Here is a 13,811-nt window from a genome sequence, read left to right as displayed (position 1 = left end):
TATTACAAATATTAATTTATATCTGTTTAGTGATTAATATAAATTACTTTGAAATTATTAAAATTAATTAAAGCTACTATCAAATTAAAATACAGAAGTAAGTAATATCACATATGATTATCACTTACTTCTGTATAGATTAACCACCAATATAATTCATATTAATTTTCTTTCGTTGTCGATTTTTTACTGTTTGTTCTGTACGTTCATCTGAATAACGATCATCACGTGCTTGCCATAATGAAATGAACGTGTCTTTTAATTTTTGATGTGTAGCACCACTACGCAATAATGATTTAATATCAAAACCATCAATCACACTAAATAAACATCCATAAAATTTTCCATCAGATGATAGTCTTGCTCTTGTACAAGTAGAACAAAATGAAGCTGAAACACTGGTGATTAGACCAAACTGTGCACCATTATCTTTATGTCTATAATATGTGGCAACTTCACCAAAGTATCTAGGTGGAAGTGGTTCTATATCAAACTCTTCTTCAATAGTAGATAGCATTTCTTCTTTCGTAACAACTTTATTAAAATCCCAACCATTATCATTACCTACATCCATAAATTCAATGAATCTTATTTGAATGTGTTTATCTTTAAAATATTCGATCATAGGTAGGATTTGATCATCATTAATTCCTTTTTGTATAACTACATTTACTTTTACATGAAATCCAATAGAGACCGCATAATCAATTTGTTGCAAGATGGTAGAAGCTTTAATGTTACGGTTATTGATTGCTTGAAATACCTCATCATCAATTGCATCTAAACTTACATTAATTCTACGTAATCCTGCATCATACAACTTTTGACCATGTTTTTTTAAAAGTAAACCATTAGTAGTCATACCAATATCTTCAATACCCTCAATACGATTGAGTTTTTCAATTAATTTATATAAATCACGTCGTAACAAGGGTTCTCCACCAGTGATTCTTAATTTTTTCACGCCTAATTCAGCATAAACTTTGGCAATTGTTGTAATTTCATCAAATGTCAGTAATTCCTCTTTAGGTAAAAAAACAAAATCATCACCAAATATTTCTTTTGGCATACAATAATCACATCTGAAATTACAACGATCTGTTACAGAAATTCGTAGATCTCTTATAGGACGTCCTAATTTGTCTTTAATTTGGATCGTCATTAACGCGTCCCCCTTTAATCATTAATCTGATGAAGTAAAGTATTCAAATCATCTTGATAATTAATATTTTTAGACCAATTTTTTAAAGGCTGAACCTCTTTAGTATCTAGAAAACATGTTATCACATTTTTATATACATGCCGTAAACTATAATCATTAGAATTGAGTGCTTTTTCAATATTCGAAATGACTCCTCGACTATAAAACGCAATGGTCGGTATAGGTTTATCATTGTCTGAATAAGCTATAATATCTGCTTGATGTTCCATACGCTGTGAAATTGTAAATTGATATAGTTGACTTATTGCTTCTTTAGTAATCATAGGAGTATCTACAGAAACCACAAAAAATAATTCTTCATTATTATAATGTTTCATAACTGTGTAGATTCCTGATAACGGGCCTTTATCTGCATGTGTTTCTTCATCTATCATAATCTGTTTATACTCAAATTCATTTTTAAGTTGTTTGTTTGTACTGATAATAATATCGTCAAATAAATTCGTTTCTGTTAATGTATTAATAATTCGTTTATAGAACATTTCACCGTGAATACAAGCAAATGCTTTGGGACTACCAAAACGTTTAGAGTGTCCCCCAGCTAGAATAATTGCTTTCATATTTAACCACCACTAACTGGAGGTATTAACGCAACAATATCATCTTGCTTTACAATATCATTAAGTTGAACAAATTCTTCATTCACAGCTACTTGAAATTTTTTATCACGAATGGATGGGTGACGTTCAAATAATAATTCTTTAAATGTTTCTACTGTAATATCTTCTATTAAATCAATGTCCTCTGAATTCATTTCTAATATTTCTTTTATTTCTGCAAAATATAATACTCTCATTTAAGCCCCTCCTTTAGTTGCTTGACTGTGGTCTCCTCTTTGATGTCCTTGCCATTCTGCACCGTCTTCCCAAATTTCTTTTTTCCAAATCGGCACAATTTCTTTAATTCTTTCAATCGCATATTCATTTGCACGATAGGCGTCTTTACGATGTGGCGAAGAGACAGCAATCAATACTGCAATATCGGAAATGTGTAGAGGACCAATACGATGTACAATCGTTGTTATCGTTCCTGGCCAACGCTGTGTAATTTCTTCTCCAATTTGTTCTAGTTTTTTTTGAGCCATTGGAACATAAGCTTCATACTCAAGATATTCTGTTTTCACCCCTTTAGTCCATTCGCGAACATGACCTGTAAAGACAACAACAGCTCCTTGATGTTCATTTAAAGTAAATGTTCTATATTGTTCGGGCTCAATTGGATTCGTCACGATTTCAAATTGTTTCATTTTTTTATTCATCCTTTTGTTTCATCCATTTTAGTAACCATTGCTCATAGTTGTTTAAAGCATTCTCATTATTATAATTATAAAAATATTGAACATGTGTAAGAAGTCTCAGTTTTTCTAATTCTTCTTGGGTCTGATATACCACTATTTTGTCATAATTCTCATGTTTAAACCCTTCAACTAAAATAACGTCATAACGAATAGTTACACTTTCTTTTATCAGCTTTTCAAGCGACGGCTGATTTCTACGTGTTACCGTTTGTTGATAAGCAGATCCTTGAACAATACTCTGATCTGCACCAGCTTCAAAATGTTTCATATGATCCACATTAGAAGATTGAAGCGTAATATCATCTTTATCATGTCCATGATGTTTAATCGTTACAATATGATAGCCTTGAGATTTTAAAAATGTAATAGATTGTTGTAACAACGTTGTTTTACCCGAATCTTTAAAACCAACTATTTGTAAAATCATAATGATAGTTCCTCTTCGAAAACATTCGATTCAGTTAAAATAACATCTACAGTATGTCCGGCTTTAAATCCCCTTGTCCCCCCTGGCAACATAATCATTGCATTACTATGTGCTATTGCTACTACAGCACCCGATTTATTAAATCCGGATGGAACCACAGTCGCACAATTATGAGTAAAAGATGCAGTTGCTCGAATAAATCTTGTAAATGGATTGGCTTTCGCAAAATCTTCCATTAATGTTGCTTTCACAACTTGAGGGTAAACTGCTTTGGCTTGCATCATATGTTGCACTGCTGGTTTAACAAATAATTCAAAACCAGTAAAACAAGCCGATGGGTTCCCTGATAAACCAAATAAATACTTATTATTTGCAACTGCCACAGTTGTCACACTTCCAGGACGCATCGCAATTTTATTAAATAACACTTCTGCTTGAATTGCTTTGTATATCTTTGGTAAAAAGTCATAATCCCCTACCGAAACACCTCCAGTAGTAATGACAATATCATGATCTTTCATTGCTTTAGTGATGACTTGAATACTACTTTCTAAGTCATCTTGTTGTATACTATAAGGCTCTATCGTTAATCCCATTTTATCAGCTAATGCTTGTATCATCGGACCATTAGAATTTCTAATTTTTCCTGGTTGTAATTCTTCGTCTACATTCAATAATTCGCTTCCAGTAGCAATGACTGCAATACTTGGTTTTAAAAACACAGGCACTTCTGTATAACCATAGGTCGCTAGTACTGCAATAGCTCCAGGATTAATGACTTGTCCTTTTTTTAAAACAATATCTCCTGTTTTCGTTTCTTCTCCTTTTAGCGACACATTTTCATTCTCTTCAAAAGGTTTTCTAATAGTAAATGTATCTCCGTTTTCCACAGTTTGTTCAAACATCACTACTGCATCTGCGCCCTCAGGAATTTGAGCGCCTGTCATAATACGAACTGCTTCATTTTCTCCGACTGTTTTATGAGATACTGTGCCTGCACCAATATGATCTATCACTTTAAATGTTTTACGATTTTTTGAAAAGGTACCAGCCGAATCTTCACTTCTTATAGCAAAACCATCATACGGCGATTTATTGAAACGTGGTATATCATAAGTTGCTACAATGTCTTCAGCTAAGACATATCCTAAACTGTCCTCTAATGATATATTACTTTGTGGAGTATATATATCTTGTTTTACAATACGTTCAATTGCTTCTTTAATAGGTATTGGTTTTCTTTTTTCAACTACCATTTTATCAACTCCAATTACACGATAAATTCATGCTATACTATTTTATAAACTCAGTAAAATAATGATGTACTTATTAAAAATAAATGATTATAACTTTATTTATATGTTATGATTTTTAGATATTTCTATAGGAGGCTATTTATGTCAAATTTCACACATATCAATCATCAAGGTAATGCAAAAATGGTTGATGTTTCGAATAAAAGTATTACAAAACGTATTGCTAAAGCGCATTCAAGCATCACAGTGAATGAAGCGATTTACCATCAAATTATTGACAATACAAATAAAAAAGGTAATGTACTTAATACTGCTCAAATTGCAGGTATAATGGCTGCTAAAAATACTTCGACTATTATTCCGATGTGTCATCCATTGCCCTTAACTGGAATAGATATTGAATTCTCTTGGAATCAAGCGAACACACAACGCCACTATCAATTAAGCATTACTGCTACGGTTTCTACTACAGGTAAGACTGGTGTTGAAATGGAAGCTTTAACAGCTGCTTCAGTTACAGCTCTCACAGTATACGATATGACAAAAGCAGCTGATAAAGGAATGATCATTGGTGACACATACCTTGAATCAAAATCTGGAGGTAAATCTGGAGATTATCACCGGCAATTAGATTAATCTATATGATTGTCTTCTATTATGATAGTCATAAGCAGCATTTTCAATTAGGGAAACCTATGATTTACAATGCTTTTTATGACTATTTTATTTATTGAGTTCATAAACCATATGATTTAATTCCGGAATAATGAGTTTAGTCATTGCTAACTTTACTGCCCCAGTTGATCCCGGCAACGTAAAGATTAATTTACTCATAACAGTTCCCGCTAATGCTCTTGAGAGAAGCGCTTTTGTTCCTACATCTTCCGTATAACTTAAATATCTAAAAAGTTCGCCGAATCCTTCAATTTCTTTATCTAAAAGTGGTTTTACAGCTTCTATAGTCACATCACGTTGTGCTATACCAGTACCTCCAGTCGTTATAATGACATCAATATCTGATGCTAACCATTCATCAATTTGAGATTGGATGTCTTCCTTGTCATCTTTAATGATATTATAGTGTTCTTCTGTCACTTCTATATTCAGTTCTTTCAAACACTTTTGAACTAATTGACCCCCTTTATCTGTTTCTTTATTTCGTGTATCAGAAATTGTTAACACTGCACATTGAATTGTTTTTTTAACTTCTTTATTTTCATGCTCATGCATCATCATTCTCTCCTTATCCAAATAGTTGATTGATTAACTGTATTGCTTCAGATTTCTTAGTTGTACCATGAATCAACATTCGCCCACCTTCAAAATATACAATTCTATGTTTTTTAAATTCAAATACTAACATATATTGGTTTTCATGATAACGAATATCAAGTGCTATAAGAAAATCAACTAATACTTTTTTTGTAATGTCTTTATTTTCATATTGAACTGTATCTCTACCACACAAAGTTGCATATGAAGTCGAATGAGTATATAAATACGGAAAGCTAGCATTTTTGCCACAAGTTGGGCAATCATCACGACGCATTTTACTATAACCAAAAGAAAAATGTGTATTCTCCCAAATATCTCCATATGTCAGCTTCGTGGGAATCTGTTTACCAATCAATATCTTTAAAGCATCCCGTAATTGAAAACTTGTGGTCATCGTTACGGCTGGCTGAATCACACCGGCTGTATCACATGTCAGATTTATCACTGGTAACTGAGGCATTAAACAATTAAAGCAAGGTGTTTGACCTGGAATAAATGCAGTTTCTACATAGGTACTTTGAACTACTCCACCATAAATCCAAGGAATGCGATATCTGTAGGAAAAATCATTGATTAATTGTCTTGTTTCAAAATTATCCGTTGCATCAATAATCAAATCTACACTCGTTGCATATTGCTCTAAAAATTGGGCATCTACATGTTCAATATAAATATTCACTTTTATATCAGAGCGAATATGTTTTAAGTGATCTTGTGCAGCAACCACTTTTGGCAACATACGATCTGCATCACTTTCTGTAAACAATGTCTGTCTTTGTAAATTACTATATTCAATATAGTCTCTATCCACAATAGTCAACTCTCGAATACCAGCACGAACAAGTCCTTCAGCTACATGGGTACCCAAAGCGCCCATTCCAACAATCAATACATGTTTCTGATTAATGGTTTGTTGTCCATGTTCTCCAATATCTTTAAATAAAATTTGTCTTGAATAACGTTCTTGAGTCATTATTTGAAACCTCTCTCAACATTCTCTCTTCTTTTTATTATAACGAAATAGGAGTAGGACAGAAATCTAAAACATTCTAGACTTCGATATCCTACTCCTGTTTATTTAATTTGAATCATTTCATCTGCTAATACTTCTGCTTCATAATTAGAATGCGTTACAAAAATAATAGGTATACACCATTCCTCATGAATTTGCTTAACTAGATGGATGCCTTCATCTCTAGAAATATCATCTAAACTTGAAAAAGGTTCATCAAGTAAAATTAAATTGGGTTTCGTGCTTAAAGTTCGAGCGAGTGCTACACGTTGAGCTTCCCCACCAGACAGTGTCGGCGGAAATTGATTCATTAAATGGCTAATATTTAAACGTTGAATAAGCTCATCAATATGTTTAGACTGTTTAGTCATAAATGTAATATTCTGGAGAACCGTCATGTTAGGAAAAAGTTGATAATCTTGAAATAAATAGCCAATTTGGCGTTGTTGAATCTTTACATTAATATGGTTTTCAGTATCTACTAATAACTGATTATTAACATTAATATAAGCCTCATCTGGTTGTCTTAATCCCGCAATAATATTTAATATTGTCGTTTTTCCAATGCCGGAGGGACCTTGTATTGCATATATTTTAGCTTTTGTATCTTCAATGTTAATATGAATCAATGTTTGTTTTAACTGATGTTGTAATTTAACTTGTAACATCTAGTCTACCTCCTGAGCTTTATCACGATTCGCAAAATTCAACATACTAATCACTGTAATAGAAAAAGCAACGAGTACAAGTACCCATAACCATGCCTGATTTTCTTTTCCTTGCTCTACTAAAAAATAGATTTCAAGTGGCAGGGTATTGGTTGTATTTGGAATATATCCTGCAACCATCAATGTTGCACCAAATTCTCCAATAGCTCTCGCAAAACTCATCATAATACCCGCAATAATTGAACGTTTAGATAATGGTAGAATTAAACGATAGAAGATTTTACGTTCACTTGCTCCCATTGTTCGTGCAGTATTTAACATTTTAGGGTTAATACTTCGAAATCCTTGAATAGTATGTTGGTACATCAGTGGAAAACTAACAATGACAGATGCAATTACTGCACCTGTCATTGTAAATACTACGGGTAAATGAAGTATATTTTGAAAGAATTGTCCCACAAATGTTCTAGGTGAAAAAACAATAATAAGTATAAACCCTAGTACTGTTGGTGGTAAAACAATAGGTAATAATATTAAACTTTCAAGAAATTGAGTTGCATGCCCCTTTCTTTTATATAACGTTCTACAAATAAAAATTCCTAATATAGAGACAATTATCGTACTGATAAATCCTACTTTAATAGAAATCCATAGAGGTGTTAAATCAGGCATATGTCATCCCCCTATACTTTAAAGTGATATTCTTTTAAAATATTTTTCGCTTTTTTAGATTTTAAAAATTCCATCCATTCTTTAGCAAATTTATTATCTGATGTTGCTCCCGCTTCATAAGTGATAGGTTTTTTCAAATCCGCTTTTTTAATCTCATTTACTTTATCTGTTCTTTCATTATTCGTATATAAATCGGTCTCATATACAAATCCCATTTGAGCATTACCTTTTTCAACGTAATTTAATACTTGTTTAACGTCTTTGGCATATACAATTTTATCTTTTACATCACTATATAAATGTTGATCATCTAAATATTGTTTCGCATATTTACCTGCTGGTACAGTTTTCACTTCACCAATAGCTAATTTTTCGTTGTCTTTTAAATCTTTTACTGAAGCTTGATCACTGTTTTTATCACCAATCAATACCAACTGATTATGTGCGTATTTATATGTATTATGAGCTTGATTATGTTTTTTCAACATATCTACATCTTTCGTATTTGCAGACATAAAGACATCAGTTGGTGCACCTTTTTCAATTTGTTGTCTTAAGGCTCCTGATCCACCATAATTAAATGTTACATTTACATTTTTATGTGTTTTTTCAAACTCTTTCTTTAATGCTTTACTTACATCACTTAAACTTGCTGCTGCTGAAACTTTCAATTCAGTTTTAGGATTATCACTATTATTTGACTTTGAAGATTGCTTGCTATTCTCATTATCTTTTGAATTTGAACAACCTGCCATAATGATAATGAAAGTCCCTAACACCGCTAATAATCGTTTTACAGTCATTTATTTTTATGCCCCCTATTCAATCAAATATTATACGCTTTTTATATCTTTTGAAAAGTTTTACCATGTTTTATATTTATTTCTAAATTTTAAAATATAAAGTTTTATATAATCATTCAATATTGAAATACTTTTTGTGAATATAATGATACAGTATAAAGTAGTTATAACCAAAGGGGAGACATTCATGGATAAAGATGCCGTTCAAAATCAACCAATTATTAGGTATGAAGATGAGCAACTCATCGAAACTGAAGACAGCTATGTAACCGAATTTCCATTAACGATTATGGTGAATGGAAAAGAATTTGCTACAGTAATCTGCAGTCCGACACATTTAGAAGAGTTAGTCATAGGATTTTTAGCATCTGAAGGAGCCATTTATAAAAAAGAAGAAATTAAACATTTACAAATTGATGATAGTAAAGGGTTTGCTCATGTAGAATTAACTAAGTCATTAAGTGATCGTTTTGAGTATTCTACAAAGCGCATGGTTGCTTCATGTTGTGGAAAAAGTCGAGAATTTTATTTTCAAAATGATGCGGCAATTGCTAAAACATCGATGTCTAATATCATTCTCACTCCAAGACAAATTTTAAATATGATGACAGGTTTACAAAGTGCAAGCACTTTATTTAAACAAACAGGTGGTTTGCATAATGCAGCGATTAGTGATGGTGAGGCATTTTTTGAACATCGTCAAGATATAGGTAGACATAATGCCTTAGATAAACTTTACGGTTTTTGTCTTACTCATCAAATTCCTGTTAGAAATAAAATGCTTATTTTTAGTGGACGTATATCATCTGAAATTTTACTAAAAGCAGCTAAAATCGGTGTTGGTGTTATATTATCAAAATCTGCACCTACCACATTAGCAGTAACACTGGCACATGACTTAAATATTACTGCTATTGGTTTTATTAGAGGTAATTCTTTTAATATTTATAGTCATCCAGAACGTGTAAAAGGAGTGAAATAGAATTTATTATAAATTCATTTTTCACTCCCTACTTTTATTTATATTGCATCTTCTTTGACTATCTGATATTGAAAGCTTTGAAAAATATAGCCTTGTTTTATATACATGTCTTTTGCTGTATCATCACCATCTGCCACTAATATGACGGGTCGAGAACCAGCTAAATGACCTACATAGGACTGCATCGTAGTACCTATTCCCTTATGACGATAGTCTTCTAAAACGCCGAACCCATCAATTTCAACGGTTTCATCTGTAACTATAACATCCAAAATCCCCACAGGTTTATGAAGATAATATGCAACTATACGAGTGACATCATCTATTTGATTTAATATTGCCTCTCTCGTTCGTTCTTCACTTTCTTTAACAAACGCTTCGCCATACGGTTTTGAAAATTCATTGTAAACACTTAAATAATCTTCCATGTTAAATGAAGTTACAGGTTCAATATCTACCTGAATATTGCTCTCAAATTGTTTTAATGTAACACTATCTATCGCGTACAATTCAAGTAGTCCTAATTGAAATCCTTCATTGCGTATCGCTTCTAACCATGTAGAATGCAGTAATTGGTTTTCTGGAAATGTAAAAGATAAATGAGAAGAATGTTGTTTTTTATGCAAAATTCGTTGTTTCTCCATATCTGAATACCACTGATTAATTGAAGGTAACGTTTTGTACTGCCACTTATTCATGTGATATGTCATTGGATCAGAAGGTGTTAAATATATAATATTCAACTCATCTTCTAAGTATATTTTTCCATTTTCTTTAATCTGCTTCATTGTTATGTATGTCATAGTAACCATCACCCAACTATGTATATTTTGTACTATTATATCAAATTCTTAAAACGTGAATGGTTAAGTAATGTTGTGCCGATTAAACTCGCAATAATCGCTTTAATAATATCTCCTGGAATAAATGTAAATGATAATAAAAATGCTTTACTTATAGGCATATGTATAATGAATCCCATAATGATTGTTCCTACAATATCTAATAATAAAACACCAAATACAAGTATACCAATAAATAATGTCAAGAAATTAATATGATTTTTAAAACGATCTCTTACTAAACCTATAAGATACGCCACTACTGGATATAAGAATAAAAATCCTGCTGAAGGACCTGCAAACACACCTATTCCACCGCGTCCACCTGATAATAATGGCAAACCTGTGGCTGCTAATAATAAGAAGATAATAACACTGAGTGCGCCGTATTTACGTCCTAATATAACTCCTGCTAAAAAGATACCTATATTTTGTAATACAATTGGTACAGGCATAAATGGTAACGGTATTCCGGGTACTAGGCCTAAAATACAAATAACCGCTGTCATTAACGCTGTATATACTAAATTTTTTGTACTCATTTGATTTCCTCCTTTTATGAAGAAAATTATACCACTTATGTAAACTATTTTATATAAAAAGTTTACATTTAAAGTTAATGAGATACTTTTTTAGCTAAAGACGTAATATAGTTGAAGAATTCATCATGATTGACATGATTAACGACATGCACCATACGTCCATCATCGCTCTCATATGTGCGTCCTTGGCTTGGTCCTTTTGTACATACATCTACTTTAAGTTCTATAGAATCTGTTAAGTTTTCTTTACCAATTTGAGCAGTCGTCAATACATCCCATAAAAAGTAAGTAGAGTTGGTGACAAAATGAGTAAGAGGAGGTACAGCTGCATAACTGATGCCTAAAAAATCAACTCCTATAAACTGACGTTGATTTGCCCACATTTGACGAATAGCTGGTGTCAATGGTACTTGATTAGTGCTTTCTAACGCTACCATTTCTATCTTGATAGACGTATCAAATATTGTTTTAACAGCTTCAGGATCCCAAAAAGCATTCCATTCAGCTGTGCCATCATGTTCGGGTTCTTCTACATTTCCCTTTTCTAAAAATGTTCCTCCCATCCAAACTAACTTTTCAATATTGTTTACTATTGCTTTATCATATTTGATTGCTTTGGCTAAATCAGTTAACGGACCAGTAAACAATAAAGTCACCTTTTCTTTACTATTATTTAATACATTAATAATATCCTCATAAGCTTCAAATGTACTCGTTATAGAACGTTTATCAATCCATTCCTCATTTAAAATAGGCAGCGCATCCATAAAAAAGGCATGCATTCTCCAGTCTTTCGGAAAAGGGTTAACTCCTCTTTCATATGAAGGAGCTACATCAATAGATAAATTTGAAAAACGATTTATAATTTTACATGAAGCACTTAGAGAAGGTTCTAAATAACAATCTGCACCGATTGTACTTACACCTACTAATTCAATATTATCCATTTGTAGTAATAAGAATAGCGATATTAAATCATCAACGCCGCCATCATGATTAAAATATATTTTAGTCATTAAATCCCTCCAAAAAATATGTAAAAAAAGCTATGACTACATTATACGTAATCATAGCTTTCTTTAAACATATTATAAATAAAAAATTCATTCTACATTAAATCAAGTATAGATTTTGCAATATTCGTATATGCTGCATCTTCCATAGGAGGATTATGTAGGCCAGCACGCATATTACGATAATAGCGTTGTAATGGACGATCCATTTCTAAACTTTTTGCCCCTACTATTCGCATAGCAAGATCCACTACTTCTAATCCTTGATTCATGACTAAAATTTTACTTGCAGATGTTTCATTCCAAATATTAAGTGTTTCATTATATTGATTGTAACCTCTAGCTGTACTCCATAAAAAATGACGTGCAGATAATAAGAGTGATTCCATTTTCCCAATATTTTGTTGTACAGTAGGTAGCGTAGCAATTGTTCCCTCAATGCTATTAGGGGAATGCGTTTTGGCAAACTCAATAGCATAGTCTCTCGCTGCTTGGGCAATACCTAAATATACACTTGGTATATGTAAAATCCATCCATTGGGCTGAGGTTTATGTTTCGTTTCTACAAAGTTTTCAAACGGAACTATAACATCATTTAATACTAAATCATGACTTTCCGTTGCACGCATTCCTAACATATTCCAATTATCTGCAATTTCTAAACCTTTAGTCTCTCTAGGAATTAAAAAGAAGCCTACTTCTTGAATATCTTCTACAAATGCTGCAACAATATAATGTGTCAATGCTTTACTCATAGAAGTAAACGTTTTCACACCATTTAATTTATAACCGTCTTTAGTTTTTATTGCATGCGTAGCAGGTCTCCCACCACGAGTAGGACTGCCAGTATCCGCTTCACTTACTGCTCTATTTACAAGCGCGCCATTTTTTACTTCTATTGCAAATTGATCAAGCATAGTTTGACTCCACATATGCTGTTGATATAATTGTCCTACAACGCTTAGATGCCAGCCTATAGACAGTGCTGTAGCGCCATCTATAGCTCCAAGATATGATTGTAAAACGACCATATCTTCTATTGTTGCACCTTCTCCACCATATGATTTAGGTAAAGTTAACACACTATAACCTTCCTCTACAAGCCATTTTATATTGTCAAATGGGAATTTAGAGTCAATATCTTCTTCTGCTGCTCTTTGTTTAAATGTATCTTCAATTGTTTTAAATTTTTTAATCCATTTTCTTTGAATATCACTACTTATTAAAAATGAATCTAACATGACTATCACCTATTCGATATTTGATATATTTAATCATAGTTTAACACTCGGTTTTAATAATATAAAGTATCTCATTAACATAGTATATTAGAATTAAAAAAGAGTGGACAGAAATTCTGTCTCACTCATTTACCCCATCATCATTCTATTGTATATATTTCTCTAATTCAGCAATTAAAGCATTAATTCTCTCGCGTTGCTCTTTTGTTACATAAACAATAACTGTTCTTTCATCTTGTATACTACGTTTTTTTGATAATAATTGTAAATCTTTTAATTTTTGTAATGCTTTAGTTAAGTAATAAGGTTTGAATTCTGAATACGTTGCAATTTCTTTTGAAGTAATTTCATCTTTTTTACTTTTAACAATATAATTTAAAATATAAATTTCTTCATAATTCAGATTATATTTTTTCTTAGTGTCTTTAAAAAACTTTTTCACTTGAAATGTTGCGTTAACTAAATCATTGATGTCTTTAATTTGTCCCATATTCTAAACCACTCCTCTGATGTACATCTAGTTGCTACAAGGTTCATGTATACTAACTACTACAACACT

18 protein-coding genes are annotated in these 13,811 nt (G+C 32.0%); 2 read left to right on the top strand and 16 right to left on the bottom strand.

What is annotated here, in order from left to right; translation table 11 throughout:
- Window positions 1-139: 139 nt before the first annotated feature.
- The 6 genes from moaA to glp are packed head-to-tail and all read right to left on the bottom strand — an operon-like array spanning window position 140 to window position 4,202.
- Window positions 140-1,162, bottom strand: coding sequence for a GTP 3',8-cyclase MoaA (gene moaA, locus HMPREF2881_RS10915; protein ID WP_002488606.1), 1,023 nt, complete (start codon window positions 1,160-1,162; stop codon window positions 140-142).
- Between the two features lie 14 nt (window positions 1,163-1,176).
- Window positions 1,177-1,782: a molybdenum cofactor guanylyltransferase MobA gene (gene mobA / locus HMPREF2881_RS10910; RefSeq protein ID WP_002448453.1), complete on the bottom strand. Its 606-nt coding sequence runs from the start codon at window positions 1,780-1,782 to the stop codon at window positions 1,177-1,179.
- Between the two features lie 2 nt (window positions 1,783-1,784).
- Window positions 1,785-2,018, bottom strand: coding sequence for a molybdopterin converting factor subunit 1 (gene moaD / locus HMPREF2881_RS10905; RefSeq protein ID WP_002454999.1), 234 nt, complete (start codon window positions 2,016-2,018; stop codon window positions 1,785-1,787).
- Window positions 2,019-2,468 carry a molybdenum cofactor biosynthesis protein MoaE gene (locus HMPREF2881_RS10900; protein WP_002454998.1) on the bottom strand — a complete coding sequence of 150 codons (450 nt, stop codon included), beginning with the start codon at window positions 2,466-2,468 and terminating at the stop codon, window positions 2,019-2,021.
- A gap of 4 nt (window positions 2,469-2,472) precedes the next feature.
- Window positions 2,473-2,946, bottom strand: coding sequence for a molybdopterin-guanine dinucleotide biosynthesis protein B (gene mobB / locus HMPREF2881_RS10895; protein ID WP_002488643.1), 474 nt, complete (start codon window positions 2,944-2,946; stop codon window positions 2,473-2,475).
- On the bottom strand, window positions 2,943-4,202 hold the full coding sequence (gene glp / locus HMPREF2881_RS10890) for a molybdopterin molybdotransferase MoeA (protein WP_002488612.1): 1,260 nt from the start codon (window positions 4,200-4,202) through the stop codon (window positions 2,943-2,945). Before glp ends, mobB begins: the two co-directional genes overlap by 4 nt.
- A gap of 141 nt (window positions 4,203-4,343) precedes the next feature.
- Between glp and moaC the strand changes: the two genes are divergently transcribed.
- On the top strand, window positions 4,344-4,838 hold the full coding sequence (moaC, locus tag HMPREF2881_RS10885) for a cyclic pyranopterin monophosphate synthase MoaC (RefSeq protein WP_002448592.1): 495 nt from the start codon (window positions 4,344-4,346) through the stop codon (window positions 4,836-4,838).
- 87 nt (window positions 4,839-4,925) lie between these two features.
- Here moaC and HMPREF2881_RS10880 read toward each other — a convergent pair whose 3' ends face one another.
- The 5 genes from HMPREF2881_RS10880 to modA form a co-directional block, all read right to left on the bottom strand.
- A complete protein-coding gene (locus tag HMPREF2881_RS10880) occupies window positions 4,926-5,432 on the bottom strand; it encodes a MogA/MoaB family molybdenum cofactor biosynthesis protein (RefSeq protein WP_002454996.1) in 507 nt (168 codons plus the stop codon).
- A 13-nt stretch (window positions 5,433-5,445) separates the two neighbouring features.
- Window positions 5,446-6,450, bottom strand: coding sequence for a ThiF family adenylyltransferase (locus HMPREF2881_RS10875; protein WP_002454995.1), 1,005 nt, complete (start codon window positions 6,448-6,450; stop codon window positions 5,446-5,448).
- 101 nt (window positions 6,451-6,551) lie between these two features.
- The gene (locus tag HMPREF2881_RS10870; RefSeq protein WP_002448316.1) at window positions 6,552-7,157 is read right to left on the bottom strand and encodes an ATP-binding cassette domain-containing protein; all 606 of its coding nucleotides are present in this window, start codon (window positions 7,155-7,157) and stop codon (window positions 6,552-6,554) included.
- The gene (modB, locus tag HMPREF2881_RS10865) at window positions 7,158-7,829 is read right to left on the bottom strand and encodes a molybdate ABC transporter permease subunit (protein ID WP_002448583.1); all 672 of its coding nucleotides are present in this window, start codon (window positions 7,827-7,829) and stop codon (window positions 7,158-7,160) included.
- An 11-nt stretch (window positions 7,830-7,840) separates the two neighbouring features.
- Window positions 7,841-8,632 carry a molybdate ABC transporter substrate-binding protein gene (gene modA, locus HMPREF2881_RS10860; protein WP_002488611.1) on the bottom strand — a complete coding sequence of 264 codons (792 nt, stop codon included), beginning with the start codon at window positions 8,630-8,632 and terminating at the stop codon, window positions 7,841-7,843.
- A 187-nt stretch (window positions 8,633-8,819) separates the two neighbouring features.
- On the opposite strand from modA, the gene fdhD reads away from it, so the two are divergent.
- Window positions 8,820-9,614 (top strand): formate dehydrogenase accessory sulfurtransferase FdhD, encoded by a 795-nt coding sequence (gene fdhD / locus HMPREF2881_RS10855; protein WP_002448559.1) that lies wholly within the window; start codon window positions 8,820-8,822, stop codon window positions 9,612-9,614.
- 38 nt (window positions 9,615-9,652) lie between these two features.
- Here the strand turns inward: fdhD and HMPREF2881_RS10850 are convergent, their stop codons facing one another.
- The 5 genes from HMPREF2881_RS10850 to HMPREF2881_RS10830 form a co-directional block, all read right to left on the bottom strand.
- Entirely contained in the window at window positions 9,653-10,417 is a 765-nt protein-coding gene (locus HMPREF2881_RS10850) for a GNAT family N-acetyltransferase (protein ID WP_002448609.1), read from the bottom strand.
- A gap of 35 nt (window positions 10,418-10,452) precedes the next feature.
- Complete coding sequence (locus HMPREF2881_RS10845) at window positions 10,453-10,998, bottom strand: biotin transporter BioY (protein ID WP_002448536.1); 546 nt, start codon at window positions 10,996-10,998, stop codon at window positions 10,453-10,455.
- Window positions 10,999-11,072: 74 nt separating this feature from the next.
- Window positions 11,073-12,014 carry a nucleoside hydrolase gene (locus HMPREF2881_RS10840; RefSeq protein ID WP_002448362.1) on the bottom strand — a complete coding sequence of 314 codons (942 nt, stop codon included), beginning with the start codon at window positions 12,012-12,014 and terminating at the stop codon, window positions 11,073-11,075.
- 92 nt (window positions 12,015-12,106) lie between these two features.
- The gene (locus HMPREF2881_RS10835) at window positions 12,107-13,252 is read right to left on the bottom strand and encodes an acyl-CoA dehydrogenase family protein (protein ID WP_002448597.1); all 1,146 of its coding nucleotides are present in this window, start codon (window positions 13,250-13,252) and stop codon (window positions 12,107-12,109) included.
- A 145-nt stretch (window positions 13,253-13,397) separates the two neighbouring features.
- Window positions 13,398-13,742: a transcriptional regulator, SarA/Rot family gene (locus HMPREF2881_RS10830; protein ID WP_002448494.1), complete on the bottom strand. Its 345-nt coding sequence runs from the start codon at window positions 13,740-13,742 to the stop codon at window positions 13,398-13,400.
- Window positions 13,743-13,811: the final 69 nt, after the last annotated feature.

The organism is Staphylococcus sp. HMSC057A08 (assembly GCF_001812925.1).
GTDB classification, from domain to species: domain Bacteria; phylum Bacillota; class Bacilli; order Staphylococcales; family Staphylococcaceae; genus Staphylococcus; species Staphylococcus hominis.
This window is presented reverse-complemented; position numbering and strand designations above follow the sequence as displayed.

Coding starts and splice junctions, on each gene's coding strand:
- moaA (WP_002488606.1), bottom strand. CDS start 1,162: ATGACGATCCAAATTAAAGACAAATTAGGACGTCCTATAAGAGATCTA.
- mobA (WP_002448453.1), bottom strand. CDS start 1,782: ATGAAAGCAATTATTCTAGCTGGGGGACACTCTAAACGTTTTGGTAGT.
- moaD (WP_002454999.1), bottom strand. CDS start 2,018: ATGAGAGTATTATATTTTGCAGAAATAAAAGAAATATTAGAAATGAAT.
- HMPREF2881_RS10900 (WP_002454998.1), bottom strand. CDS start 2,468: ATGAAACAATTTGAAATCGTGACGAATCCAATTGAGCCCGAACAATAT.
- mobB (WP_002488643.1), bottom strand. CDS start 2,946: ATGATTTTACAAATAGTTGGTTTTAAAGATTCGGGTAAAACAACGTTG.
- glp (WP_002488612.1), bottom strand. CDS start 4,202: ATGGTAGTTGAAAAAAGAAAACCAATACCTATTAAAGAAGCAATTGAA.
- moaC (WP_002448592.1), top strand. CDS start 4,344: ATGTCAAATTTCACACATATCAATCATCAAGGTAATGCAAAAATGGTT.
- HMPREF2881_RS10880 (WP_002454996.1), bottom strand. CDS start 5,432: ATGCATGAGCATGAAAATAAAGAAGTTAAAAAAACAATTCAATGTGCA.
- HMPREF2881_RS10875 (WP_002454995.1), bottom strand. CDS start 6,450: ATGACTCAAGAACGTTATTCAAGACAAATTTTATTTAAAGATATTGGA.
- HMPREF2881_RS10870 (WP_002448316.1), bottom strand. CDS start 7,157: ATGTTACAAGTTAAATTACAACATCAGTTAAAACAAACATTGATTCAT.
- modB (WP_002448583.1), bottom strand. CDS start 7,829: ATGCCTGATTTAACACCTCTATGGATTTCTATTAAAGTAGGATTTATC.
- modA (WP_002488611.1), bottom strand. CDS start 8,632: ATGACTGTAAAACGATTATTAGCGGTGTTAGGGACTTTCATTATCATT.
- fdhD (WP_002448559.1), top strand. CDS start 8,820: ATGGATAAAGATGCCGTTCAAAATCAACCAATTATTAGGTATGAAGAT.
- HMPREF2881_RS10850 (WP_002448609.1), bottom strand. CDS start 10,417: ATGACATACATAACAATGAAGCAGATTAAAGAAAATGGAAAAATATAC.
- HMPREF2881_RS10845 (WP_002448536.1), bottom strand. CDS start 10,998: ATGAGTACAAAAAATTTAGTATATACAGCGTTAATGACAGCGGTTATT.
- HMPREF2881_RS10840 (WP_002448362.1), bottom strand. CDS start 12,014: ATGACTAAAATATATTTTAATCATGATGGCGGCGTTGATGATTTAATA.
- HMPREF2881_RS10835 (WP_002448597.1), bottom strand. CDS start 13,252: ATGTTAGATTCATTTTTAATAAGTAGTGATATTCAAAGAAAATGGATT.
- HMPREF2881_RS10830 (WP_002448494.1), bottom strand. CDS start 13,742: ATGGGACAAATTAAAGACATCAATGATTTAGTTAACGCAACATTTCAA.